General features: G+C 65.6%; 26 protein-coding genes, 1 tRNA gene and 1 pseudogene. 4 read left to right on the plus strand and 24 right to left on the minus strand.

The window, feature by feature from the left end; all coding sequences use genetic code 11:
• The 16 genes from nuoN to ACFO27_RS02050 form a co-directional block, all read right to left on the minus strand.
• Entirely contained in the window at positions 1-1,485 is a 1,485-nt protein-coding gene (gene nuoN, locus ACFO27_RS01975; RefSeq protein WP_376815774.1) for an NADH-quinone oxidoreductase subunit NuoN, read from the minus strand.
• Positions 1,486-1,497: 12 nt separating this feature from the next.
• Positions 1,498-3,000: an NADH-quinone oxidoreductase subunit M gene (locus ACFO27_RS01980; protein WP_376816382.1), complete on the minus strand. Its 1,503-nt coding sequence runs from the start codon at positions 2,998-3,000 to the stop codon at positions 1,498-1,500.
• Positions 2,997-5,069: an NADH-quinone oxidoreductase subunit L gene (nuoL, locus tag ACFO27_RS01985; RefSeq protein ID WP_376815775.1), complete on the minus strand. Its 2,073-nt coding sequence runs from the start codon at positions 5,067-5,069 to the stop codon at positions 2,997-2,999. Before nuoL ends, ACFO27_RS01980 begins: the two co-directional genes overlap by 4 nt.
• A 7-nt stretch (positions 5,070-5,076) precedes the next feature.
• Positions 5,077-5,385, minus strand: coding sequence for an NADH-quinone oxidoreductase subunit NuoK (nuoK, locus tag ACFO27_RS01990; protein ID WP_043680720.1), 309 nt, complete (start codon positions 5,383-5,385; stop codon positions 5,077-5,079).
• A complete protein-coding gene (locus tag ACFO27_RS01995; protein ID WP_376815776.1) occupies positions 5,382-6,008 on the minus strand; it encodes an NADH-quinone oxidoreductase subunit J in 627 nt (208 codons plus the stop codon). The genes nuoK and ACFO27_RS01995 overlap by 4 nt, the downstream gene beginning before the upstream one ends.
• A gap of 16 nt (positions 6,009-6,024) precedes the next feature.
• Positions 6,025-6,513, minus strand: a complete 489-nt coding sequence (nuoI, locus tag ACFO27_RS02000; protein WP_269357307.1) for an NADH-quinone oxidoreductase subunit NuoI — start codon at positions 6,511-6,513, stop codon at positions 6,025-6,027.
• Positions 6,514-6,523: 10 nt separating this feature from the next.
• Positions 6,524-7,597: an NADH-quinone oxidoreductase subunit NuoH gene (gene nuoH / locus ACFO27_RS02005; protein ID WP_043680711.1), complete on the minus strand. Its 1,074-nt coding sequence runs from the start codon at positions 7,595-7,597 to the stop codon at positions 6,524-6,526.
• Positions 7,597-9,927 (minus strand): NADH-quinone oxidoreductase subunit NuoG, encoded by a 2,331-nt coding sequence (gene nuoG / locus ACFO27_RS02010; RefSeq protein WP_376815777.1) that lies wholly within the window; start codon positions 9,925-9,927, stop codon positions 7,597-7,599. Before nuoG ends, nuoH begins: the two co-directional genes overlap by 1 nt.
• A gap of 14 nt (positions 9,928-9,941) precedes the next feature.
• A complete protein-coding gene (nuoF, locus tag ACFO27_RS02015; RefSeq protein ID WP_376816383.1) occupies positions 9,942-11,231 on the minus strand; it encodes an NADH-quinone oxidoreductase subunit NuoF in 1,290 nt (429 codons plus the stop codon).
• Between the two features lie 74 nt (positions 11,232-11,305).
• Positions 11,306-11,791 carry an NADH-quinone oxidoreductase subunit NuoE gene (gene nuoE, locus ACFO27_RS02020; protein WP_376815778.1) on the minus strand — a complete coding sequence of 162 codons (486 nt, stop codon included), beginning with the start codon at positions 11,789-11,791 and terminating at the stop codon, positions 11,306-11,308.
• A gap of 28 nt (positions 11,792-11,819) precedes the next feature.
• A complete protein-coding gene (locus ACFO27_RS02025) occupies positions 11,820-13,073 on the minus strand; it encodes an NADH-quinone oxidoreductase subunit D (RefSeq protein ID WP_376815779.1) in 1,254 nt (417 codons plus the stop codon).
• 1 nt (position 13,074) lies between these two features.
• The gene (locus ACFO27_RS02030; protein WP_376815780.1) at positions 13,075-13,689 is read right to left on the minus strand and encodes an NADH-quinone oxidoreductase subunit C; all 615 of its coding nucleotides are present in this window, start codon (positions 13,687-13,689) and stop codon (positions 13,075-13,077) included.
• A 40-nt stretch (positions 13,690-13,729) separates the two neighbouring features.
• Positions 13,730-14,206: a NuoB/complex I 20 kDa subunit family protein gene (locus ACFO27_RS02035; protein ID WP_043680684.1), complete on the minus strand. Its 477-nt coding sequence runs from the start codon at positions 14,204-14,206 to the stop codon at positions 13,730-13,732.
• A 13-nt stretch (positions 14,207-14,219) separates the two neighbouring features.
• Complete coding sequence (locus tag ACFO27_RS02040; RefSeq protein WP_323025519.1) at positions 14,220-14,579, minus strand: NADH-quinone oxidoreductase subunit A; 360 nt, start codon at positions 14,577-14,579, stop codon at positions 14,220-14,222.
• A 271-nt stretch (positions 14,580-14,850) separates the two neighbouring features.
• Positions 14,851-15,105: a CopG family antitoxin gene (locus ACFO27_RS02045; RefSeq protein WP_376815781.1), complete on the minus strand. Its 255-nt coding sequence runs from the start codon at positions 15,103-15,105 to the stop codon at positions 14,851-14,853.
• A complete protein-coding gene (locus tag ACFO27_RS02050) occupies positions 15,074-15,385 on the minus strand; it encodes a BrnT family toxin (RefSeq protein ID WP_376815782.1) in 312 nt (103 codons plus the stop codon). The genes ACFO27_RS02045 and ACFO27_RS02050 overlap by 32 nt, the downstream gene beginning before the upstream one ends.
• Positions 15,386-15,494: 109 nt before the next feature.
• On the opposite strand from ACFO27_RS02050, the gene ACFO27_RS02055 reads away from it, so the two are divergent.
• Positions 15,495-15,824: a helix-turn-helix domain-containing protein gene (locus ACFO27_RS02055; RefSeq protein ID WP_376815783.1), complete on the plus strand. Its 330-nt coding sequence runs from the start codon at positions 15,495-15,497 to the stop codon at positions 15,822-15,824.
• Between the two features lie 98 nt (positions 15,825-15,922).
• Here ACFO27_RS02055 and ACFO27_RS02060 read toward each other — a convergent pair whose 3' ends face one another.
• The 4 genes from ACFO27_RS02060 to ACFO27_RS02075 form a co-directional block, all read right to left on the minus strand.
• Positions 15,923-17,089, minus strand: a complete 1,167-nt coding sequence (locus ACFO27_RS02060; protein ID WP_376815784.1) for a porin — start codon at positions 17,087-17,089, stop codon at positions 15,923-15,925.
• 384 nt (positions 17,090-17,473) lie between these two features.
• Positions 17,474-18,637, minus strand: a complete 1,164-nt coding sequence (locus tag ACFO27_RS02065; RefSeq protein WP_376815785.1) for a porin — start codon at positions 18,635-18,637, stop codon at positions 17,474-17,476.
• 248 nt (positions 18,638-18,885) lie between these two features.
• Entirely contained in the window at positions 18,886-19,140 is a 255-nt protein-coding gene (locus tag ACFO27_RS02070; RefSeq protein WP_376815786.1) for a BrnA antitoxin family protein, read from the minus strand.
• A gap of 141 nt (positions 19,141-19,281) precedes the next feature.
• Positions 19,282-19,461 carry a BrnT family toxin gene (locus ACFO27_RS02075; protein ID WP_376815787.1) on the minus strand — a complete coding sequence of 60 codons (180 nt, stop codon included), beginning with the start codon at positions 19,459-19,461 and terminating at the stop codon, positions 19,282-19,284.
• A gap of 198 nt (positions 19,462-19,659) precedes the next feature.
• Between ACFO27_RS02075 and ACFO27_RS02080 the strand changes: the two genes are divergently transcribed.
• Together ACFO27_RS02080 and ACFO27_RS02085 are read left to right on the plus strand one after the other, a co-directional pair.
• Positions 19,660-20,820 (plus strand): alpha-hydroxy acid oxidase, encoded by a 1,161-nt coding sequence (locus ACFO27_RS02080; RefSeq protein ID WP_376815788.1) that lies wholly within the window; start codon positions 19,660-19,662, stop codon positions 20,818-20,820.
• Complete coding sequence (locus ACFO27_RS02085) at positions 20,814-22,043, plus strand: nucleoside recognition domain-containing protein (RefSeq protein ID WP_376815789.1); 1,230 nt, start codon at positions 20,814-20,816, stop codon at positions 22,041-22,043. Before ACFO27_RS02080 ends, ACFO27_RS02085 begins: the two co-directional genes overlap by 7 nt.
• Before the next feature lie 2 nt (positions 22,044-22,045).
• Here ACFO27_RS02085 and ACFO27_RS02090 read toward each other — a convergent pair whose 3' ends face one another.
• The 3 genes and pseudogenes from ACFO27_RS02090 to ACFO27_RS02100 all read right to left on the minus strand — a co-directional run bounded on the left by ACFO27_RS02090 (position 22,046) and on the right by ACFO27_RS02100 (position 23,773).
• The gene (locus tag ACFO27_RS02090; RefSeq protein WP_323025529.1) at positions 22,046-22,366 is read right to left on the minus strand and encodes a helix-turn-helix domain-containing protein; all 321 of its coding nucleotides are present in this window, start codon (positions 22,364-22,366) and stop codon (positions 22,046-22,048) included.
• Positions 22,363-22,727: pseudogene (locus ACFO27_RS02095) on the minus strand (type II toxin-antitoxin system RelE/ParE family toxin). The gene ACFO27_RS02090 and the pseudogene ACFO27_RS02095 overlap by 4 nt, the downstream one beginning before the upstream one ends.
• A gap of 119 nt (positions 22,728-22,846) precedes the next feature.
• On the minus strand, positions 22,847-23,773 hold the full coding sequence (locus tag ACFO27_RS02100; RefSeq protein WP_376815790.1) for an ATP adenylyltransferase family protein: 927 nt from the start codon (positions 23,771-23,773) through the stop codon (positions 22,847-22,849).
• A 142-nt stretch (positions 23,774-23,915) separates the two neighbouring features.
• Between ACFO27_RS02100 and ACFO27_RS02105 the strand changes: the two genes are divergently transcribed.
• Entirely contained in the window at positions 23,916-24,446 is a 531-nt protein-coding gene (locus ACFO27_RS02105; RefSeq protein ID WP_376815791.1) for a hypothetical protein, read from the plus strand.
• 129 nt (positions 24,447-24,575) lie between these two features.
• Here ACFO27_RS02105 and ACFO27_RS02110 read toward each other — a convergent pair.
• Positions 24,576-24,668 (minus strand) — tRNA-Ser (locus ACFO27_RS02110).
• Between the last annotated feature and the right edge of the window lie 20 nt (positions 24,669-24,688).

The following is a 24,688-nucleotide window of genomic DNA, read 5'->3' on the forward strand; positions in this document are numbered from 1 at the left end:
TCAGAAGGCCAGCGACTGGCGGATGACGTCCACGCACAGGGACATCAGGCCGCCCGGCAGGATCCCCAGGCCGATCACCAGCAGGCCGTTGATGGACATCACGCCGCGCGTGGCCAGCGTGCCGGAACCCAGCGTGACGCTGTCCTCGGGCTCGTCGAAGTAGGCCGTCTTCACCACGCGCAGGTAGTAGAAGGCGCCGATCAGCGAACACATCACCGCGAATACGGCCAGCCAGACATGGCCGGCGCCGACCACGGCCTGCAGCACGACCAGCTTGGCGTAGAAGCCCGACAGCGGCGGGATGCCCGCCAGCGAGAACATGGACAGCAGCAGCACGCCGGCCAGCAGCGGATTGCGGCGGTTCAGGCCCTTGAGATCCGAGATTTCCTCGCATTCGAAGCCCTGGCGCGACAGCAGCAGGATCAGGCCGAAGGTGGACAGCGTGGTCAGCACGTAGATGACCACGTAGAACAGCGAGGAACCGTAGGCCGCGGCGCTGGCGCCGGCCTGGCCTTCGTACACACCGGACATCAGGCCCAGGAACACGAAGCCCATCTGGCCGATGGTCGAGTAGGCCAGCATGCGCTTGAAGTTGGTCTGGGCGATGGCGACGATGTTGCCGATGGCCAGCGACAGCACGGCCAGGATCAGCAGCATCGGCTGCCAGTCCACCGCGATGCCGTGCAGGGCCTCGATCAGCAGGCGCAGCGTGATGACGAAGGCGGCGAACTTCGGGGCCGAGCCCACCAGCAGCGTGACCGTGGTCGGCGCGCCCTGGTAGACGTCCGGCGTCCACATGTGGAAGGGCGCGGCCGTCATCTTGAAGGCCAGGCCCGAGACGATGAACACCACGCCGAACACCAGCGGCATGCGGTCGGCGCCGCCCTCGCGGATCACCTGGGCGATCTCGGCCAGGCCGAGCTGGCCGGTGGCGCCGTAGATCATGGACATGCCGTAGAGCAGGATGCCCGAGGCCAGGCAGCCCAGCACGTAGTATTTCATCGCGGCCTCGGTCGAGGCCAGGTGATCGCGGCGCAGGGCCACCAGGCCGTACAGGGCGAAGGACATCAGTTCCACGCCCAGGTACACCGTCAGCATGCTGCCGGCCGAGATCATGACGAACTCGCCCAGCAGGGTCAGCAGCGCGAGCGAATACATTTCGCCGCCGCGCGCCACCATGTCGCGCTTTTCGGCGTAGGCGCGGCCGTAGATCAGCGTCACGCCGACGGCGATGGCCGACAGGATCTTCAGGAAATGGCCCAGCGAGTCGGCCACGTACAGGCTGCTGAAGGTGCGGCCCTGCGTGGCTTCGCCCCACTGCCCCCAGGACACCAGGATGACGACCAGCAGCGTGCCCATGGTCAGCATGAAGGTCATGCGCCGCGTGGGATCGTTGCCGAAGGCGTCGATCAGCAGCACGGCCCCGGTCAGCACCAGCAGCACGATCTCGGGAGTCGCCAGCGCGAAGTCGAAAAGATTTTGCATAGTGGTTCCGGCCTACAGTTTCGAGATGGACACGTGCTGCAGCAAGGCTTGCACCGAGGGATGCATCAGGTCCGTGAAGGGCTTGGGATAGATGCCCATGAACAGCGTCAGGATGGCCAGCAGGCCCAGGATCAGGAATTCGCGGCTGCACAGGTCGGACATGCCGTCGACCTGCTCGTTGGCCACGGGGCCGAAGGCCACGCGCTTGACCATCCACAGCGAATAGCCCGCGCCCCAGATCAGCGCCGAGGCGGCCAGCAGGCCGATCCAGAAGTTGTACTGCACCGCGCCCAGGATCACCGTGAATTCGCCGATGAAGCCGCTGGTGCCCGGCAGGCCCGCGTTGGCCATGGAGAACAGCACGAAATACGTGACGAAGCGCGGCATGCGGTGCACCACCCCGCCGTAGGCGTCGATGCGGCGCGTGTGCAGGCGGTCGTACATGACGCCGATGCACATGAACATGGCGCCCGACACGAAGCCGTGCGAGATCATCTGGATGATGGCGCCTTCCAGGCCGGTGACGTTGAACAGGAAGAAGCCCAGGGTCACGAAGCCCATGTGAGCCACGGACGAATACGCCACGAGCTTCTTCATGTCGTCCTGGACGATGGCGACCAGGCCGATGTAGATCACCGCGATCAGCGACAGCGCGATCATCAGTCCGGCCAGGCTGTGCGAGGCGTCGGGCGCGATCGGCAGCGAGAAGCGCAGGAAACCGTAGGCGCCCAGCTTCAGCATGATCGCCGCCAGCACGATGGAGCCGCCCGTGGGGGCTTCCACGTGGGCGTCGGGCAGCCACGTGTGCACCGGCCACATCGGCACCTTGACCGCGAAGGCCGCCAGCAGCGCCACGAAGATGAAGACCTGCTCGGTGTAGCTCAGGGGCAGCTTGTGCCAGGTCGCCACGTCGAAGGATCCGCCCGAGGCGTGCCACAGGTAGATGAAGGCGATCAGGGTCAGCAGCGAACCCATCAGCGTGTAGAGGAAGAACTTGAAGGCCGCGTACACGCGGTTCGGGCCGCCCCAGGCGCCGATGATGATGTACATCGGAATCAGGGTGGCCTCGAAGAACACGTAGAACAGCATGCCGTCCAGGGCGCAGAACACCCCGATCATCAGGCCCGACAGGATCAGGAACGCGGCCATGTACTGGGCCACGCGGGACTTGATGACTTCCCAGCCGGCCAGCACCACGATGATGGTGATGAAGGCCGTCAGCAGCACGAACCACACCGAGATGCCGTCGATCCCCAGGTGGTAGTTGAGGTTGAAGGCCTCGATCCACGGCGTCTTTTCGACGAACTGCATGTCGGCCGTGTCCGGGTTGAAACCGGTGTACAGGGGGATGGTCACCAGCAGCCCGGCGATGGAGCCGACCAGCGACAGCACCCGGGCCGGTCCCGGATTGTCGTCCCGGCCGACCAGCAGCACCAGCAACCCGAAGAAGATCGGGACGAAGATCGAGAGGGTCAGCCAGGGGAGTGTAGAGGACGCCATTTCGCTAGCCATCAGTGAACCATCAAGACGAAGAAAGTGAGAAACACCATGATGCCGATGATCATGGCGAAGGCGTAGTGATAGATGTAGCCGGACTGCAGCAGGCGGGCCGTGGCGGCCGCGGCCCCCACCAGCCGCGCGCTGCCGTTGATGATCAGGCCGTCGATCAGGCCGCGGTCGCCGCCCTGCCACAGGCCGCGCCCCAGGGCGCGGGCGAAGCGGGCGATGACGTTCTCGTTGAACCAGTCGAAGTAGTACTTGTTGTCCAGCAGGCGGTAGATCGGAGCCAAGCCGCGCGCGAACGCCGCGGGCACCGACGGGTTCACCAGCCAGCAGTACCAGGCGACCACGAAGCCGGCCAGCAGCAGCAGGAACGGCACCGAAGTGAAGCCGTGCAGCGCGAAGGCCACCCAGCCGTGCCATTCGTGGGCCAGTTCGGCCATGGCCGGATGATGGGAAGCCACCGTGATGGCCTTGCCGAAATAGCCGTCGAACAGCAGCGGATCGATGAACCAGACCCCGGCCACCACCGACATCACCGCCAGCAGCACCAGCGGCAGCGTCACCACCCAGGGCGATTCCTTGGGCAGGCCGCCGCCATGATGGTCGTCATGGCCATGACCGTGATCGTGGCCATGCGCATGCGTATCGTGGCCGTGGGCCGCCAGGGTGCGGCCTTCGTCATGATGGACGTGGGCCGGGCCGTGCACGGTGTCGAAGCGTTCCTTGCCGTGGAAGACCAGGAAGTACAGGCGGAAGGAATACAGCGAGGTCACGAACACGCCGCACAGCGTCGCGTAGTAGGCGAAGTTCGCCCCCCAGACGTTGGCCGCGCCGGCGGCCTCGATGATGTGTTCCTTGGAATAGAAGCCGGAGAAGAACGGCGTGCCCACCAGGGCCAGCGTGCCGATCAGCATGGTGATCCAAGTGATCGGCATGTACTTGCGCAGGCCGCCCATGTGGCGCATGTCCTGGTCGTGGTGCATGCCCAGGATCACCGAACCCGCGCCCAGGAACAGCAGCGCCTTGAAGAAGGCGTGCGTCATCAGGTGGAAGATTGCCACCGGGTAGGCCGAGGCGCCCAGCGCCACCGTCATGTAGCCCAGCTGCGACAGCGTGGAATAGGCCACCACGCGCTTGATGTCGTTCTGCACCACCCCGAGGATGCCCAGGAACAGCGCGCCGAAGGCACCGATCACGATGATGACCGACAGCGCCGTGGGCGACATTTCGAACACGGGCGAGAAGCGGGCCACCATGAAGATCCCGGCCGTCACCATGGTGGCGGCGTGAATCAGGGCGGAGATCGGCGTCGGACCTTCCATGGAGTCGGGCAGCCAGACGTGCAGCGGGGCCTGGGCCGACTTGCCCATGGCGCCCACGAACAGCGCCAGGCAGACCACGGTCAGCAGGTGCCATTCGGTGCCCGGGAACAGCAGGCCGGAGAGCCGGTCGACCTGGGCGAAGACTTCCGCGTAGTTCAGGCTGCCGGTGTAGGCGTACAGCAGGCCGATCCCCAGCACGAAGCCGAAGTCGCCCACGCGGTTCACCATGAAGGCCTTCAGGTTGGCGAACACCGCCGACGGACGGCCGTAGTAGAAGCCGATCAGCAGGTAGGACACCAGGCCCACGGCTTCCCAGCCGAAGAACAGCTGCAGCATGTTGTTCGACATCACCAGCATCAGCATGGAGAAGGTGAACAGCGAGATGTAGGAGAAGAAGCGCTGGTAGCCCGGATCGTCGGACATGTAGCCGATGGTGTAGATGTGCACCATCAGCGACACCGAGGTCACCACCACCATCATCAGCGCCGTCAGCGGATCGATCAGGAAGCCGATCTCGAACTTGACCGAGCCGATCATGGACCAGGTGTAGACCGTGCCTTCGAAGGTCTGGCCGTCGAGCACCTGCTGCAGCACCAGCAGCGAGCCGGCGAAGGAAACCGCCACCCCCAGGATGGTCAGCAGGTGCGAGCCGCGGCGCCCCAGCCACGACCCGAGAAAGCCCGTGCCGAAGAAGCCGGCGATCACGGCGGTGACCAGCGGCGCCAGGGCGATCAGGAGATACAGGTTTTGTGCGGACATGGCGTGACTACCCCTTCAGCGAGTCGAGCTTGTCGACGTTGATGGTGCTGAGATTGCGGAACAGCAGCACCAGGATCGCCAGCCCGATGGCGGCCTCGGCGGCGGCCACGGTCAGCACGAAGAACACGAAGATCTGCCCGGCCGGGTCGCCCGACCCGATGGAGAAGGCGACGAAGTTCATGTTGGCCGCCAGCAGGATCAGTTCGATCGACATCAGCAGCACGATCAGGTTGCGGCGGTTCAGGAAGAAGCCGAACACGCCCATGGCGAACAGGATCGCCCCGACGATCAGGTAATGGCTCAGGCCTATGGTCATTTTTCGGCTCCTTCGGATTGCGCGTCGGCCGTCTCGACCTGCGCGGGCATGCTCACCAGGCGCACCCGGTCGGCGGCGCGCACGCGCACCTGCTTGCCCGGATCGGTGCGCTTGTAGTCGGCGCGCTTGCGCATGGTCAGGGCGATGGCGCAGATCATGCCGACCAGCAGCACCACCCCGCCGATCTCGACGGCGTAGGCGTACTGGGTGTACATCGCCGTGCCCAGGGCCAGGGTGTTGTCGAAATCATCGGCCGGGACCGGCAGCGCCGGGGCACCGCCCCAGGAGCGCAGCAGCACGAAGGCCATTTCCAGCACCATGATCCCGCCGATGGTCAGGCCCAGCGGCAGGTAGACCTTCAGGCCCTGCTTCAGGCCCTCGGTGCGCATGTCCAGCATCATGACGACGAACAGGAACAGCACCATCACGGCGCCGACGTAGACGATCACCAGCACCAGCGCCAGGAATTCCGCCTGGATCAGCATCCACATCATGGAGGCGGTGAAGAAGGTCAGGATCAGGTGCAGCACCCCGGTCACGGGGCTGCTCGCCGTGATGACGCGGAACGCCGCCACGACCAGCACGATGGCCAGCAGGTAGAACAGAACGGTATCGAAACTCATGGTCGGGTTCCCGGCATCAACGGTAGGGCGCGTCGGCGGCGCGGCGGGCCGCGATTTCCGACTCGTAGCGGTCGCCCACGGCCAGCAGCATGTCCTTGGTGTAGTACAGGTCGCCGCGCTTTTCACCGTGGTATTCGTGCAGGTGGGTCTCCACGATGGCGTCCGTGGGACAGGCTTCCTCGCAGAAGCCGCAGAAGATGCACTTGGCCAGGTCGATGTCGTAGCGCGTGGTGCGGCGCGTGCCGTCCTCGCGCTGGTGCGATTCGATCGTGATGGCCAGGGCCGGGCAGACGGCTTCGCACAGCTTGCAGGCGATGCAGCGTTCCTCGCCGTTGGCGTAGCGGCGCTGCGCGTGCAGGCCGCGGAACCGCGGCGAGGCCGGCGTCTTTTCCATCGGATAGCGCAGCGTGATCTTGCGCTTGAAGAAGTATTTTCCCGTCAGGCGCATGCCTTCGAGCATTTCCTTCAGCATCAGGCTGCCGAAGAAATCCTTGATCGCTTCCATCTCGTACCCCTTACTGCCAGATGTTCCAGGGCGTCTGCATCCAGATCGCCACCACCACCAGCCAGATCCCCGTCAGGGGAATGAAGACCTTCCAGCCCAGGCGCATGATCTGGTCGTAGCGGTAGCGCGGGAACGTCGCGCGGAACCAGATGAACATGGACACCACCACGAAAGTCTTCAGGCCCAGCCACAGCCAGCCCGGCACCCAGGTGAAGGGCGCGAAGTCCAGCGGCGCCGCCCAGCCCCCCAGGAACATGATCGAGGCCATCGCCGACAGCAGGATCATGTTGGCGTATTCGCCCAGGAAGAACAGCGCGAAGCCCATGCCGGAATATTCCACCATGTGGCCCGCCACGATTTCCGATTCGCCTTCCACCACGTCGAAGGGGTGGCGGTTGGTCTCGGCCACCGAGGAGACGACGTAGATCACGAACAGCGGCAGCAGCGGCAGCCAGTTCCAGGACAGGAAGTTCAGGCCCATGCCGGCGAAGTGGCCGACGGTCTGGCCCTCGACGATGCCCGACAGGTTCAGCGTGCCCGACACCAGCAGCACCGTGACCATGACGAAGCCGATGCCCAGCTCGTAGGACACCATCTGCGCCGAGGCGCGCAACGCGCCCAGCAGGGCGTACTTCGAGTTCGACGCCCAGCCGGCCATGATGACGCCGTAGACTTCGATCGAGGTGATGGCCAGGATGAAGAGCAGGCCCGCGTTGACGTCGGCCAGGACGACTTCCGGCTGGAAGGGGATCACGGCCCAGGCCGCCAGCGCCGGCATCAGCGTGACCACGGGGGCCAGGATGTACAGCACGCGGTTGGCCTTGGACGGAACGATCAGTTCCTTGGTCAGCAGCTTGAACACGTCGGCGAAGGGCTGCAGCAGGCCGCGGTAGCCCACCCGGGTGGGCCCCAGGCGCACGTGCATGGCGCCGATCATCTTGCGCTCCCAGTACGTCAGGTAGGCCACGCACAGGATGATGGGCACGGCGATGACGACGATCTTCACCAGCGTCCAGACCACCAGCCAGGGGGTCTCGCCGATCAGGCCCGTGCCGAAGGCGTTGAGGGTGTTCAACCAGTCCATTAGCGACGCTCCACCTGGATTGCGCCCGAGCCCATGCCCAAGGCGGCGGTCTGTTCAAAGGCCCCGGCGATGCGCACGGCCCCGTCGGCCACCGTGTCGTCCAGGGCGGCTTCGAGTTCGGCCGAGCCGTGGACCGTGGACACGCGCACGGCGTCCCCGGCCGACAGGCCCTGCGCCCGCAGCGTGGCGGCGTTCATCGCCGCGCGCGGCGGCGCGGAATTGACGTGCTCCTGCAGCGGCTGCGAACGGCGCACCAGCGCGTCGGTGCGGTAGATGGGCAGCTCGGCCACGCGTTCCAGGCCGTCGGCCGGGGCCGGCACGGCCGGCGCCAGGCGGATCTCGTTGGACAGGCGGCCGTCCAGGCCCCCCACCATCACGGTGTCGCGCACCGATTCGGAGGTCTCGTCGTCGAAGCCCTGCAGGTCCATCAGGTTGCCCAGGACGCGCAGGACCTTCCAGGCCGGGCGGGTGTCGCCCACCGGGGCGGCCACGCCCTTGAAGCTCTGCACGCGGCCCTCGGCGTTGACGAAGGTGCCGGACGTTTCGGTGAAGGGCGCGATCGGCAGCATCACGTCGGCCCAGTCCTCGGCCGCCGAGCGGAAGGCCGTGAACGCCACCGCCATGGCCGAGCCCTGCAGCGCGCGCACGGCGCGCTCGCCCAGGTCGCTGTCCAGGCGCGGTTCGGCGTGCAGCACCAGGTAGGCCTTGAGGGGCTCGCCGCCCAGCATGCGCCGGGCGTCCAGGCCGCCGTCGGCCGGCACAGCACCGGCCAGGTAGCCGCCCACGGTGTTGCCGCCGGGGGTCAGGAAGCCGAAGCGCCCGCCCGCCAGCGCGGCGATGGCCTGGGCGTTGGCCGCCAGTTGCGCGGCCTGGTCATCGGCCAGGGCCAGGTTGCCCATCAGCACCGCCACCCGCTCGCCGGAGGCGAGGCTGGCGGCGATGGCGCGGGCCTGTTCGCCCGGCTGGACGCCGGACAGGCCCTCGGGCGCGGGCTGGGATTTGATTCCGGCCAGAGCGACGGCGATCTCGGCCAGGGCGGACGCCAGGGCGGAGGGCTTGACCGTCAGGCGACCGGCGACCGGCACCAGGGGATCGGCGGCGACGCTGTCCACCAGGGACAGCTGCATGCCGTGCTTGGCCGCCTGGCGCAGGCGCTGCGCCAGCAGCGGATGATCCTTGCGCAGGAAGGAGCCGACCACCAGGGTGCGGTCCAGGGTGTTCAGGTCGGCGATCGGCATGCCCAGCCAGGGGGCGCCCGTGCGCACGGCGTCGAAGGCCGCGCCGTCGCCGCGCAGGCGGAAGTCGATGTTGTCCGAACCCAGCGCGCGCGTCAGGCGCGCCAGCAGGGCGAGCTCTTCGAGCGTGGCGGTCTCGGTGGCCAGGGCGCCGATCTGGGCGCCGCCGCCGTCCTCACGCACCTGCTTCAAGCCGGTGACCACGGACTGCAGGGCGTCGGACCAGGAGGCCTCGTGCCACTGGCCGTCGCAGCCGCGCACCATCGGGTGCTGCAGACGGTCCTCGGTGTACAGGCCGGCGTAGGAGAAGCGGTCGCGGTCGCTGATCCAGCATTCGTTGACCGGCTCGTTCTCGAAGGGCACCACGCGCAGCACGCGGTCCATCTTGGTCTGCACCACCAGGTTGGCGCCCACGCTGTCGTGCGGGCTGACCGAACGGCGCCGGGCCAGTTCCCAGGTGCGGGCGTTCATGCTGAAGGGCTTGGACAGCAGCGCGCCCACCGGGCAGACGTCGATCATGTTGCCCGACAGCTCGGATTCCACGGCCTCGCCCACGAAGGTGGTGATTTCGGAGAATTCGCCCCGGTTCAGCATGCCGATTTCCATGTAGCCGCCGATTTCCTGACCCACGCGGATGCAGCGGGTGCAGTGGATGCAGCGCTGCATCTGTTCGGCCGAGATCAGCGGGCCCATGGGCTTGTGGAAGACCACGCGCTTGGGCTCCTTGTAGCGCGAGGCCGATTCGCCATAGCCCACGGCCAGGTCCTGCAGCTGGCACTCGCCGCCCTGGTCGCAGACCGGGCAATCCAGCGGGTGGTTGATCAGCAGGAATTCCATGACCGCGCGCTGAGCGTCGATGGCCTTGGGCGAGCGGGTGTGCACCACCATGCCGTTGGTGACCGGCGTCGCACAGGCCGGCAGGGCCTTGGGGGCCTTTTCGACTTCGACCAGGCACATCCGGCAATTGGCGGCGATGCTGAGCTTCTTGTGATAGCAGAAATGGGGGATGTACAGGCCCGCCGCGTGGGCAGCCTGGATGACCATGCTGCCTTCTGCGGCTTCGACCTTAAGCCCGTCGATGGTGAGTTCTACCATGGCGTGTCCTGACCCTACAGATACTTGGCAACCACGCAGTCCTTATGGTCCACGTGGTGCACGAATTCGTCGCGGAAATGCTTGATGAAGCTGCGCACGGGCATGGCGGCCGCGTCGGCCAGGGCGCAGATCGTGCGCCCCATCATGTTATGCGCCACGGAATCCAGGGTCTCGATGTCCTCCATCGTGCCCTGGCCATGTTCCATGCGGTTCATCATGCGGTACAGCCAGCCGGTGCCCTCGCGGCAGGGCGTGCACTGGCCGCAGGATTCCTCGAAGTAGAAATACGACAGGCGCATGAGCGACTTCACCATGCAGCGGGTCTCGTCCATGACGATGACCGCGCCCGAGCCCAGCATCGAGCCCGCCTTGGCGATGGAATCGTAGTCCATGTTGGTCTGCATCATGATGTCGGCCGGCAGTACCGGAGCCGAGGAGCCCCCGGGGATCACGGCCTTGAGCTTGCGCCCGCCGCGCATCCCGCCCGCCAGTTCCAGCAGCTTGGGAAACGGCGTGCCCAGCGGGATTTCGTAGTTGCCGGGGCGCTCGACGTCGCCCGAGATCGAGAAGATCTTGGTGCCACCCGCCTTCTCGACGCCGAGTTCGGCATAGGCCTGGGCGCCCATGCGGATCACCCAGGGCACGGCCGCGAAGGTTTCCGTGTTGTTGATCGTGGTGGGCTTGCCGTACAGGCCGAAGCTGGCCGGGAACGGCGGCTTGAAGCGCGGCTGGCCCTTCTTGCCTTCCAGGGATTCCAGCAGCGCGGTTTCCTCGCCGCAGATGTAGGCGCCGAAGCCGTGGTGCGAGTGCAGCTGGAAGCTGAAGCCCGAACCCAGGATGTTCTCGCCCAGGAAGCCGGCCTCGCGGGCTTCTTCCAGGGCCTGCTCGAAGCGCTGGTGGATCTGGAAGATCTCGCCGTGGATGTAGTTGTAGCCCACCGACGCGCCCATCGCGAAGCCGCCGATGATCATGCCTTCGATCACGGCGTGCGGGTTGTAGCGCAGGATGTCGCGGTCCTTGAAGGTGCCGGGCTCGCCTTCGTCCGAGTTGCAGACGACGTATTTCTGGCCGGGAATGTTGCGCGGCATGAAGGACCACTTCAGGCCCGTCGGGAAGCCCGCGCCGCCGCGGCCGCGCAGGTTCGAGGCCTTCAGTTCGGCGATCACGTCGTCGGCCGTCATGCCCGACAGGACCTTCTTCAGGGCTTCGTAGCCGCCGCGCGCCATGTAGTCGCGGATGCCCCAGTTGTGCCCGTCCAGGTCGGCCAGGATCTGCGGCTGGATGTGGCGGCCGTGGAAGATCATGCTGCGGGCGGGATCCCCGCCCAGATCGGGCGCGAACGCGTCCGTGGAGAATTTCTGCAGTACGTCCAGAGCGCTCATGCGGATTCCTTCAGTTCACCGATCAGGGCGTCGATTTTTTCCGGCTGCATGCGGCAGCACATGTGCGTGCCGTTGGCCAGCATCACCGGCGCATCGCCGCAGGCGCCCATGCATTCGCCCTCGATCAGGGTGAACAGGCCGTCCGGCGTGGTTTCATGGAAATCGATGCCCAGCGTGCGCTTGAGGTGTTCGGCCGCCTGCGTGCCACCCTGGAGCGCACAGGGCAGATTGGTGCAGATGGTCAGCGTGTAGCGGCCCACCGGCTTGGTGTTGTACATGTTGTAGAAGGTCGCGACTTCCTGGACGGCGACCGGCGGCATGCCCAGGTAGGCGGCCACGTCGCGGATCACGTCCGGCGACACCCAGCCTTTCTCGCCCTGGGCGATCGTCAGCGCCGCCATCACGGCGGACTGCTTCTGGTCCGCCGGATATTTGGCGATTTCCCGGTCGATGTTCCGGTAGGCTTGTTCGGAAAGCAGCATAATCAGATTCCCTGTGATGTCCGCGCGGCTAGCGATCGATCTCGCCGAACACGATGTCCTGGGTCCCGATGATGGTGACCACGTCGGCGATCATGTGGCCCTTGGACATTTCTTCCAGCGAGTGCAGGTGGGCGAAGCCCGGCGCGCGGATCTTCAGGCGATAGGGCTTGTTGGCCCCGTCGGACACCAGGTAGATGCCGAACTCGCCCTTGGGGTGTTCCACGGCGGCGTAGGCTTCGCCTTCGGGGACGTGCATGCCCTCGGTGAAGAGCTTGAAATGGTGGATCATGTCTTCCATGCCCGACTTCATGCGCTCGCGCTTGGGCGGGGCGACCTTGTGGTTGCCGGTGATGACGGGCCCGGGATTGTTGCGCAGCCATTCCACGCACTGGCGGATGATGCGGTTGGATTCGCGCATTTCCGCGATGCGGCACAGGTAGCGGTCGTAGCAGTCGCCGTTCTTGCCCACGGGGATGTCGAATTCCAGGCGATCGTAGACTTCGTAGGGCTGGTGCTTGCGCAGGTCCCATTCGATGCCCGAGCCGCGCAGCATGGGGCCGGTGAAGCCCAGCGCCAGCGCGCGTTCCGGCGAGACCACGCCGATGTCCACCAGGCGCTGCTTCCAGATGCGGTTGTCCGTCAGCAGGACCTCGTATTCGTCCACACAGGCCGGGAAGCGGTTGGTGAAGTCCTCGATGAAGTCCAGCAGCGAGCCCGAACGCGATTCGTTCATGGCGCGCAGTTCCTTGTCGGAGCGGTACTTCGAGCCCTTGTATTGCGGCATGGTGTCGGGCAGGTCGCGGTACACCCCGCCCGGGCGGTAGTAGGCCGCGTGCATGCGCGCGCCCGAGACCGCCTCGTAGCAGTCCATCAGGTCTTCGCGTTCGCGGAAGGCATACAGGAACACCGCCATGGCGCCCACGTCCAGCGCGTGCGAGCCCAGCGACATCAGGTGATTCAGGATGCGCGTGATCTCGTCGAACATGACGCGGATGTACTGCGCACGCAGCGGGATTTCGATGCCCAGCAGCTTTTCCACGGCCATGCAGTAGGCGTGCTCGTTGCACATCATGGACACGTAGTCCAGACGGTCCATGTAGGGCAGCGTCTGCAGGAAGGTGCGGGTTTCCGCCAGCTTTTCGGTGGCGCGGTGCAGCAGGCCGATGTGCGGGTCGGCGCGCTGGACGACTTCGCCGTCCAGTTCGAGCACCAGGCGCAACACCCCGTGCGCGGCCGGGTGCTGCGGGCCGAAGTTCAGGTTGTAGTTCTGGATTTCTGCCATGTCAGTACCGTTCTATGCCGTAGTGGTCTTCGCGCACGACGCGCGGGGTGACTTCGCGCGGTTCGATCGTGACGGGCTGGTAGACGACGCGCTTCTGCTCGGGGTCGTAGCGCATTTCCACGTGCCCGGAAATCGGAAAGTCCTTGCGGAACGGATGGCCGATGAAGCCGTAGTCCGTCAGGATGCGGCGCAGGTCGGGGTGGCCTTCGAAGACGATGCCGTACAGGTCGAAGGCTTCGCGCTCGTACCAGTTGACCGAGGGCCAGATGTCCACCAGCGAGGCGATCACCGGGAAGGCGTCGTCCGGCGTGTACGCCCGCACCCGCAGGCGCCAGTTGTGCGTCACCGACAGCAGGTGGATCACCACGGCGAAGCGCTGGGGATGCGGAGCGTGGGAAGCGTCGTAGGTGGGCGCCTTCCAGGCGGAATAATCGACCCCGCAGAGGTCGATGCAGGTCTCGAAGCGCAGGCTGGCGTGGTCGCGCAGCACGCGACAGGTTTCCACCCAGGTGTCGGCGGGCACCCGCAGCGTGAGTTCGCCCCGGTCCTCGGTCAGATCGGCCGAGGCCCCCAGGACCGCGCGCAGATTCGTGTCTAAAGTCTGTAGCCGTGTCATAGCGGTTGTATCAGCGGTGTTGGACGGCGCCGGGCGGGGCCTAGCGGGCGATGGTGTTGGTCAGGCGGATCTTGTTCTGCATCTGCAGCAGGCCGTAGACCAGGGCCTCGGCCGTGGGCGGACAGCCCGGCACGTAGACGTCCACCGGCACGATGCGGTCGCAGCCGCGCACCACGGAATAGGAATAGTGGTAGTAGCCGCCGCCGTTGGCACAGGAGCCCATGGACACCACCCAGCGGGGCTCGGGCATCTGGTCGTAGACCTTGCGCAGGGCCGGGGCCATCTTGTTGCACAGCGTGCCGGCCACGATCATCAGGTCGGACTGGCGCGGGCTGGGGCGGAAGATGATGCCGAACTGGTCCAGGTCGTAGCGCGCCGCGCCGGCGTGCATCATCTCGACCGCGCAACAGGCCAGGCCGAACGTCATGGGCCACAGCGAGCCCGTCTTTGCCCAGTTCAGGAACTTGTCCGCGCTGGTGGTGATGAAGCCTTTGTCCATGACACCTTCGATAGCCATGATGTACCCCCGTTTATTCCCAGTCCAGCGCGCCGCGCCGCCATTCGTAGATGAAGCCGACCGTCAGCACGCCCAGGAAGATGGCGACCGCCCAGAAGCCCGTCATGCCCACCGTGCCATTGGCCATGGCCCAGGGGAAGAGGAAGGCGATTTCCAGGTCGAACATGATGAACAGGATGGCCACCAGGTAGTAGCGCACGTCGAATTTCATGCGCGAATCGCCGAAGGTCTCGAAGCCGCACTCGTAGGCCGAGAGCTTTTCGGGATCCGGCACGTTCCTGCCCAGCAGACGGCCCGCGCCCAGCAGGGCCGCGCCGATCAGCGTGGCGACGATGATGAAAAGCAGCACGGGAAAGTACTGTGCCAGATTCATGAGCAGCCCCTGTTCCAGAAGATCAAACTACAGGATTGTAGCATTTCGACAAGCCCGATCGCCGGGAAAACCCGGGGTGGAAACATATCGGAGATCAAGAATTCAGAAGATCACAGGAACCCTTTCAGACGCCTGAAAACGCGCATCCCGCCTGGGAAAGCGGGATGGGGACGCGCGACGGACGAGCAGCCGGGCACAGCCGCCGGCGAGGCGTGACCGGTGTGCGGTCGGGGCGCCAGGTGTCACCCGGGCGAGACACCGCCGGGACGGCCTACGAACGTCCGTGGCGCGCGACGTCCGATTCCAGCAGCATGCGCACGTAGCGGGTGTAGGGAATGCCCCGGGCTTTCGCACGGGCCTTGACCGCGTCGAGCAGCGCGGCGGGCAGGCGCATGTTGAGCGACGCGGATTTGGGTTCGAGTTCGAAGCGCATGGGCTTGAACTGCGACAGGTCGTACTCCGACAGATCCTGGTCGAGAAACGCCTCTGCCTCCTCATCGCTGCGAAACGTGGGGATCGATTTCAATCTGGCGCTCATAGTGCGTAACCTCTTTTTCGTGCATGTACCGAGCACTGATCGGGCGTATTTTCAGCTGCCCGCCCGCCGTCCGCAGCACGAACACCAGGAAGACGTACCGTCCGGCGCGCGTCCTCCCGATTGCCCGCTGGCGCGGCTCGTCGGGCCAGGGGTCCGGCATGCAGGCAGGCGCTCCGGACATCACCTGCTCGATTTCTTCCCGGGACACGCCATGCTTGCCGCATTTCGGCCAATTCCCGGCATCCCAATCGAAACCTGCGATCTTCATTTCAGCTTACGCCTTTGTGTAGACAAAAGCAAAACAAACCCGCATGGGGTCAGAAGCGTCATGATGGCCGGATCGCAGGCGGGCGGCCAGATCGCAAAACTACGATGGAATGAAAACGTCCTATCCTCGCAGCCCGTATTTCCCCGCCATGGATGCGGTGCATGAAGGCGCCCGCGACCTGCATCGTCTGGGGTTCATCGACAAGCGCAAGATGCAGAAGTACGACCTGCTGTGCCTGGAACCGGTGCGGGACTACGATGCCGCCAGGATCAAGGCGCTGCGTGAGCGCCTGCAACTGAGTCAGGCCGTTCTGGCCTCGGTCCTCAATACCAGCCCGTCCACCATCCGAAAATGGGAAGTGGGCGACAAGCGCCCCAGCGGCCCGTCGCGAAAGCTGCTTGATCTCATCGAGCGCAAAGGACTGGAAGCCGTGCTCTGAATCGCATGGGCTCCTCGCGATGTCGAGCAATGACGCGCTGTGCGGCGCAACGCGGCGCTACCCTTGTGGGCGCGCCGCGCGCGGCGGCGAGCCAGGACTCAGAAGCTGTGGCTCAGGCCGACACCGGCTTCGGTGCCCTTCAGGTCCTTCACGTAGGCCAGGTTCTTGCCGTACGTGCCGTAGGCATAGACGCTGGTGCGCTTGGACAGCGGGTACACGTAGTTGAGGTGGTAGGTGCTGATGCTGCCGGAGAGGTCGCCGGCGGCTCCGCCCGGGGCCAGGTCGTCGGCGTTCGAGGTCGAATAGCCCCAGCCCGCATACACCGTTCCGCCCGCCACGGGCGCGCTCAGGCCCACGTGATAGTTGTTCGACTTGAAGTCCGTGCCGAAGAAGTTCCCCAGGCCCAGGCCCGCGAAGTCGGCGAAGTCTTCGACGCTGCCGCCCCAGCCGATCTTGCCGTGGCGGTCCTGGCCATAGGCCAGCGACAGCTTCACGACTTCGAAATCGTAGGCCCCGTTGACCTGCCAGTTCGTGGCCGCGCTGGCGTCACCCCCGTTCAGGTCGTTGCCGTACACGCTCTGGCGGTCATAGCTGGCGCCCGCGCTGATCGGCCCGTTGGCATAGAGCACGCCGACCGAGACGCGGGATCCGCGATCGTCGAACGACACGCCATTGGCGCGGCCCACCGTCGTCGAAGCCTCGTAGCCGTCGGCCGTCAGCCTGCCGCTGTCGCCCGTCCCATACATCACGATGGCCTGGAAGCCCGACAGGCTGGGCGTCGTGTACTTGAAGGAATTGTCGACGCGGTTGCCTTCGTTCATGCCCATGGAGCCGAAGACCTTGTCGGCATCGCCCATGTTGAAGCCGTTGTCCACCAGGAAGGTGTCCACCCCGGCGGAATACTGGCGGCCCATGGTGAACGTGCCCCAGGCGTCGCTGGACAGGCCGGCGAAGGCCTGGCGATGGAACTGGCGATCGCTGGAACCCTGGCCGGTGCCGATGTCGAAGCCCTGCTCCAGCTGGAAGACGGCGCGGAGGCCGTCGCCCAGGTCTTCGGAGCCCTTCAGGCCGAAGCGGCTGCCGTTGAGGGTCCCATCGCGCAGGCCCGAGGATTTCGAAGTGGCATCAGCGCCACCATGATCGTACTTGTAGTTCTGGTAGCCGTAGCCGGCATCCACGATGCCGTACAGAGTGACGGAGGTCTCAGCCCCCGCCGCGCCGCTGAACCCGGCCAGCAACGCCGCCACCAATAAGGTTTTCTTCATTGTTCAAGACTCCTTCCAGGCCTGGCGACATGCGTGAGCGGCGTGCGGGATCCCATCGTCAGGGCATCAACACAATAAACGGCACGGCGCTCTCCCGCTCGCCTGCCGCGAAATATATGACATCTCAAATATTAATGAGAATCATTCTCTAATTATACAGGTTCCACCGAATCCGCAGCGGGAAAATGCGCCGGAAATACCGGCGGCGGCACGGATCCGGCCCGCGAAAAATACGCGCGGCGCAGCGCGCTCGGAAGACACTCGCGGAAAGCAAAAAACCACCCCGGAGGGTGGTTTTTTGCATCGGGAGCCGAAGCCCCCGTCGTTCGTGACGGCCCGGCGAACCAGGCCGCATCGCAAGCGTGGACGAGCCACGCGAGGCGATTAGAACTTGTGGTTCAGGCCGATACCGGCTTCGGTACCCTTCAGGTCACGCACGTAACCCAGGTTCTTGCCGTACGAACCGTAGGCGTAGACGCCGGTGCGCTTGGACAGCGGGTAGAAGTAATTGACCTGATAGGTGCTGATGTTGTCAGCGTTGTCACCCCACTTGTCGCTGTCGTCCAGGTTGGACGTGGAGTAGTTCCAGCCAGCGTACAGGGTACCACCAGCCAGAGGAGCGCTCAGGCCGACGTGGTAGTTGTTGGACTTGAAGTCCTTAGCCAGAGCGGGGTTGGCATCGATACCAGTCAGATCACCGGCGGCACCAGCCCAGCCCAGCTTGCCATGGCGGTCTTGGCCATAGGCCAGGGACAGCTTCACGACTTCAAAGTCGTAGGCGGCGTTGACGGTCCAGTTGGTGATGGCGTCTTCGTTGGCGGTCCGGCCGCTACGGTCATAGCTAGCACCGGCGCTGATCGGGCCGTTGGCGTACGTGGCGCCCAGGGACACACGCGACGTGCGCTCCTTGGAACCAGCTTCGGCGTCAGTGATCTCACCGGTAAGCGGATCGAAGGTAGCCGGGGTCGCAGCCCAACCTTGTCCATTCGCGCGCTGAATCGTATCGTCGCCTTCAGAGCCGTACAGGGCGATGAACTTGAAGCCAGCCAGATCCGGCGTCACGTACTTGAAGGAGTTGTCGATGCGGTTGGCATAGCCATAGGCACCAAAGACCTTGTCCACGTCGCCCATGTTCCAGCCGTTGACGGTCATGTCGCCAACCATCACACCGGCGGAGTACTGACGGCCCATCGTGAAGGTACCCCAGGCGTCGCTGGACAGACCGGCGAAGGCTTGACGATGGAATTGACGGGAGGAAGAACCCTGACCGGTACCCAGGTCAAAGCCTTGTTCCAGTTGGAAGATGGCGCGCAGGCCGTCGCCCAGATCTTCGGAGCCCTTCAGGCCGAAGCGGTTGCCGTTGACGGTACCGCTGCGCAGACCGGAGGTCTTGGAGGTGGCGTCAACGCCATCACGATCCAGCTTGTAGTTCTGGTAGCCGTAGCCGGTGTCCAGAATGCCGTACAGCGTCACGGACGTTTCCGCTTGAGCAACGCCAGCGGTGGCAAAGCCGGCCAGCAGAGCAGCAGCGAGCAGAGTCTTTTTCATGTAAGAAATCTCCGTAGATTTGTGTGAATCAGAGCAGGCCAACAACATCCTTTGCTGCTGCTCTTCCAACTCCGCGATGGGAAGTTGTAGGTATTGCATCAAAAATCCGGAGCGAGCGCCACGTTGGGCGGGACAAAACGGCCAGTTTCCCAGGAAGCCGTTGCATGTCCGCAACATCGGTCCGAATGATCAAGACTTGAGTCGGGGATTACCCTGATGTTGTATCGGGATGTATGGATTGGATTCAGTCAGAGCCTGCCTTCGGCGACGGCTTCCTCGATGAGCCGATGCAGCCGGGACTGCCAGCCCTTGCCCGTCGCGCGCAGATACGCCAACAGCCGGGGATCCATCCGCATGGTCAGCGCCTGCCGACGCGCGGCGACGGGCGGCCGCCCCGGGCGACGCACGACAGCATCCACCGAATTCCAGTACGCCGCTACGGCGTCCGGATCATTGGGATCGTAGGGATCGACATCTGGATCGTAGACAACGGGCTTGTCCATCCGCACATCCTCCTGGACTCGCTTCCAGTTCGTCCGGGAATCAACTTTCCGTGTGTTCACGATATAACCTCCGCTCGACCTTTGAGGCACGCCGCAGTGAAATGGGTCGCAATGCGTCGCCCCGGACGGCATACACCAACATCAGGACGCCCCCGCACTTTCTACATGCGCAATGTCCATCCAGCGATGCTCACCATCACGCATGGTCGGCATAGTGACTTTTACTGGTGCGTCGTGCACCAGCAAGGCATCCGCCAAAGACAGGCCATGCTTAAGCACGTTGATTGCGTCCTTTACCGGGTCGAATTCAATCGCCTTCATTTATTGTATGTGCATCTATTATCTCCGTCCATCCATGGTGATGTGGCGGCAGCCGATCATCCGTCATGGGCCAACCCTCATCCTGCCGGCCTCGTCCCTCGGGGACCATTCGTACTTCATACAGACGACTGAAATGTCCGCCTGCCCTGATCGCGTCGTATCATCTCGGCCATTCCCCCCGCCTTCCGGAGCCTTCCCTTGCCCGCCCTGAACAAGATCACCTGCGTCGAGGATTTCCGCCGCATCGCGCGGCGCCGTGTGCCGCGCATGTTCTACGACTACATGGATTCCGGGTCCTGGACCGAGTCCACCTACCGCGCCAACGAGTCCGACCTGCAGGCGCTGAAGTTCCGCCAGCGGGTGGCGGTGGACATCGCCCGGCGCAGCCTGCGTGCGCGCCTGCTGGGCGAGGACGTGGCGATGCCGCTGGCCCTGGCGCCGACCGGGCTGACAGGCATGCAGCGCGCCGACGGCGAGATCCTGGCCGCGCGGGCGGCGGAGCGTTTCGGCGTGCCGTTCACGCTGTCGACGATGAGCATCTGCTCGATCGAGGACGTGGCGGCCCGCACCAGCCGGCCGTTCTGGTTCCAGCTGTACGTGATGCGCGACCGGGACTTCATCGGCCGGCTGATCGACCGGGCCCGCGCGGCGCGCTGCTCGGCCCTGATGGTGACGCTGGACCTGCAGGTGATGGGGCAGCGGCACAAGGACATCAAGAACGGCCTGTCCACGCCGCCGCGCCCGACGCTGGCCAACCTGGCGAACCTGGCGCTCAAGCCGCAGTGGTGCCTGGAGATGCTGCGCACGCCCCGGCGCGCGTTCGGCAACATCGTCGGACACGCGAAGGGGGTGGCGGACATGCGCTCCCTGGCGTCCTGGACGGCGGAGCAGTTCGACGCCACGCTGAACTGGGACGACCTGGCCTGGATCAAGGAACGCTGGGGCGGCACGCTGATCGTGAAGGGCATCCTGGACGAACAGGACGCCCGCCGCGCGGTGGACGCAGGCGCGGACGCGCTGGTGGTGTCGAACCACGGCGGACGCCAACTGGACGGCGCGCCGTCGTCGATCGCCGCCCTGCCCGCCATCGCCCAGGCCGTGGGCGACCGCATCGAGGTGCTGATGGACGGCGGCGTGCGCAGCGGCCAGGACACGCTGCGCGCCCTGGCGCTGGGCGCGCGCGGCGTGCTGATCGGCCGGGCGTTCCTGTACGCCCTGGCCGCCTACGGCGAAGCCGGAGTGCTGCGCTGCCTGGAGCTGATGGCCAACGAGCTGGACGTGTCCATGGCCTTCTGCGGCCGCACGCGGATCCAGGACGTGGACCGCCGCGTGCTGGTGAATCCGGAAGCCGCATGCTGAACATCCTCTGGCTCGGGTTCTTCCTCGTCGCGGCGGCCGCGGCGCTGTTCCAATGGCTCGTCCTGGGCGATCCGGGCGTGTTCGCCCGCCTGATCGCCAGCCTGTTCGACATGGCGGACCTGTCGGTCAAGCTGATGCTGCTGCTGTTCGGCACGCTGACGCTGTGGATGGGCTTCCTGAAGATCGCCGAGTCGGCCGGGCTGGTGGCCGGCCTGGCGCGGCTGCTGGGGCCGCTGTTCCGGCGCCTGATGCCGGAGGTGCCGGCCGGGCACCCGGCCCTGGGGCTGATCACGCTGAACTTCGCCGCCAACGCGCTGGGGCTGGACAACGCCGCCACGCCGATCGGCCTGCGGGCCATGCACGCGCTGCAGACGCTGAACCCGGAACCCAAGTTCGCCAGCAACGCGCAGATCCTGTTCCTGGTGCTGAACTCCTCGTCGCTGACGCTGCTGCCAGTGACGATCTTCATGTACCGGGCGCAGCAGGGCGCGGCCGATCCGACGCTGGTGTTCCTGCCGATCCTGCTGGCGACCTCGGCCTCGACGCTGGTGGGGCTGCTGTCGGTGGCCTTCATGCAGCGGCTGCGGCTGCATGATCCCGTGGTCCTGGCCTGGCTGGGCTGCGGCGCGCTGCTGCTGGGCGGCTTCATGGCGCTGCTGGCGTCCATGAGCGCGGCCGCCGTGGCCGCCCTGTCCTCGCTGCTGGGCAATCTGGTCCTGTTCGGCGTCCTCATCGCATTCCTGGCCGCCGGCGCGTGGAAACGCATCCCCGTCTACGAAAGCTTCATCGAAGGCGCCAAGGACGGCTTCGACGTCTGCAAGGGCCTGCTGCCCTACCTGGTGGCCATGCTCTGCGCGGTGGGCGTGCTGCGCGCCTCCGGGGCGCTGGACGCGCTGCTGGAGGGCATCCGCTGGCTGGTGCACGCGGGCGGCCTGGACGCGCGTTTCGTCGACGCGCTGCCGACCGCCCTGGTGAAGCCGTTCTCCGGCAGCGCGGCGCGCGCCCTGATGATCGAGACCATGCAGCACAGCGGGCCGGACAGCTTCCCCGCCCTGCTGGCCGCCACCGTCCAGGGCAGCACCGAGACGACCTTCTACGTGCTGGCCGTGTATTTCGGCGCGGTCGGCATCCAGCGCGCGCGCCACGCCGTGGGCTGCGCGCTGCTGGCGGACCTGGCGGGCGTGCTGGCCTCGATCGGCGTGTGCTATTGGTTCTTCGGGTAGGGTCAGGCTGCGACCGTGATCCCGGGTTCATGCGACCGTCGCACCGGCCGCACCACGATCTCGACCCGCTGGTCGAACGCGACCAATGCTCGCATCAGTCGTTCCAAAGAGATGTTCTGAAGCTTGTAGCGACGGACCTGAGAGACCTTGGACTGAGTCATGCCGGTGACCGCCGCGACCGCCACCTGGCTCAGGCCGCGCTGATCGATCAGGGCATTGAGCTTGAGGGCCAGCGCCGCCTTGGCAGTGAGCTCTTCCGCATCATCAAAACCAAGATCCAGCAAAACATTATCCGTGCCCCCGGAAAGCGTGTCGAAACTCATGACGTCCTCTCACCCGCCCCATGACGGGCCAATACGGCCTGCAGCCGCTTTCTGATCAGCTCCACACCGGGCCGGGGCGTGGCAATACCCGACTTGGACTTTTTCTGGAATGCATGGAGCACATGCACCGCATCGCCCAATCGGACGCTATAGACGGCCCTGAACGCATCGCCCCGATGACCCTCCACCAGCTCGTACACCCCCGGCCCCAGCCCTTCCAAGGCTTGACGGAATCCGGCGTCCCGCCCATCTGGACAATGAACAACGCCACACCCATGTCTTTTTGAACGTCCAGGGGAAATGTCTTGAAATCCTTCTTCGAGGATCCTTCCCAGTACAGGAGTTTGCGGCGCTGACCCATGATTATATCCGTTCGGATATAGATATCCAGAGATTGGAACTCGCATTCTGGATAAAGGGTCAGCCCTGCGCTAGATTGGAATTCTCACAATGGATGAAAAGATCCCGGTCCAGCACTGATCAAGCCCGCCCCGGCACCCCGACGCTGGCCAGCGCCCGCAGCGGGCCGGCGGTGCGGATGGCATCGATCTGGGCCGGGTCGCGCACGTAGATCGTGCCGCCGAAGGACAGGGCGTTCAGGGACACGCCCTGGAAGTGTTCCCGGCTGCGCGGCAGCACCAGCATCCAGCCGTCGCCCACCAGCATGTTGCAAGGCGGGAGCAGGCCATCCGCGCCGGGGCGCAGGTCGAGCGCGGCGCAGGCCTGTCCGAAAGCGATCAGCATGGCCCGGGCGCTGGCCCCGGCGTCGGCGCCCAGTCCGGCGTCCACACGCACGAAGCAATGCGCCAGGTCCAGCGCGGGATGGCGGACGATGGCGCCCTGCGCCCGGTCCGCCGGCAAGCCGGCCCCCAGGGCACGCAGCGAGGCGTTGCCCGGCGCGTCGGGTATCCACTGCACGTGCTTGTGCCGCTGGCTGGCGCCCGCGGCCGCGCCGCCGTTGTAGAAGCCCAGGCCGCCTTCCCTCGACAGGATGAAGGCCAGGGCCTGGAAGTCGATTTCTTCCAGCGGCGAGAGCTGCTCGGCGAACGCCCGCCGGGCCAGCACCAGGTGATGGAAGCACACGGGAAACTTGTTGAGGATGGCCGCGTGGTGTTCCCCCACCGGACCGACGAGCAGGGCGGGGTCGGGGTTCAGGAAGGGATTGAAATCGGGATCGCGCGGCCCGCCCGGCAGGATGATGGCCTGGTTTCCCGCGGATCGCGGCTGTCCGGCCGCGCCGTCCCGGGCCGCCGCGTCCTTGGCGGCCAGCGCGGCCACCCAGCGGACGATGAACGGCAGGCCCCGGTCCTCGATCACGACCTGTTCGGCCTCGATGGGTTGCAGGTCGCCCGAGGCGATGGCCTGGTCGCTGCGTGCGCGCACGGCATCCATGAAGTTAGAATGCATGTTCCTCCCCCTGCATGGGCGGTTCTCGTCCCGCCGGCCGCGCCGGCGGGTTTCGGATCTCGACGGCGAATTTCTCCGATTGTAGGAGATCACCGCAAAAGATGCCCGATCGGGGGATGAAAACCGCACATGGAGGCGTTTCATGTTTTCCTGCCCACGCATGCGGACATTCGTCCGAGGCGCCCTGGCGACGGGCGCGGGCCTCTGGCTGGCGGGCTGCGCCAATATCGCCGCCACCCCGCCCGGCACGCCGCTGGCCCAGGTGACGGCGCAATTCGGCGCGCCCACGCTGCAATGCGTCGACCGCCAGGGCCATGACCGCGTCGTCTGGTCGCGGCAGCCCCTGGGGCAATACGCCTGGGGCGGCACGGTGGACGCCCAGGGCCGCGTCCAGGGCATCGAGCCCATCCTGACCGACGAGCATTTCCAGGTCCTGAAGCAAGGCGAGTGGACGGCGGACCAGGTGCGCTGCGAATTCGGGCCGCCGGCCATCATCGACACGGCCGGCCTGCCCGACGTACGCCAGATCGTCTGGAGCTACCGCTACAAGCAGGACCACGTCTGGGACTCGCTGATGTACGTGTTCCTGGGCCCCGACGGCGACCGGGTGACGAAATTCCATCCAGGACCGGATCCGATGTACGACCAGGAAGATTCGTTCCCCAGGCACTGAGCCCGAATCCGACGCGCGCCGCCGTCAGCCGCCGGCCAGGGAAAAAACCTTGAGCGCCCAAGAAAAAACCCGCGGAATCAGGGTTCGGCGGGTTTCATGGGGTCCGGCGGGCGGGCGCCGGGATCTTGCTGGCGGAGACGGAGGGATTCGAACCCTCGATGCGGGTATAAGCCGCATGCTCCCTTAGCAGGGGAGTACCTTCAACCACTCGGCCACGTCTCCAGCAAGACCGGCATTCTAGC

Source organism: Castellaniella denitrificans, assembly GCF_042653765.1.
In the GTDB taxonomy this organism is placed as follows: Bacteria; Pseudomonadota; Gammaproteobacteria; order Burkholderiales; family Burkholderiaceae_B; genus Castellaniella; species Castellaniella denitrificans.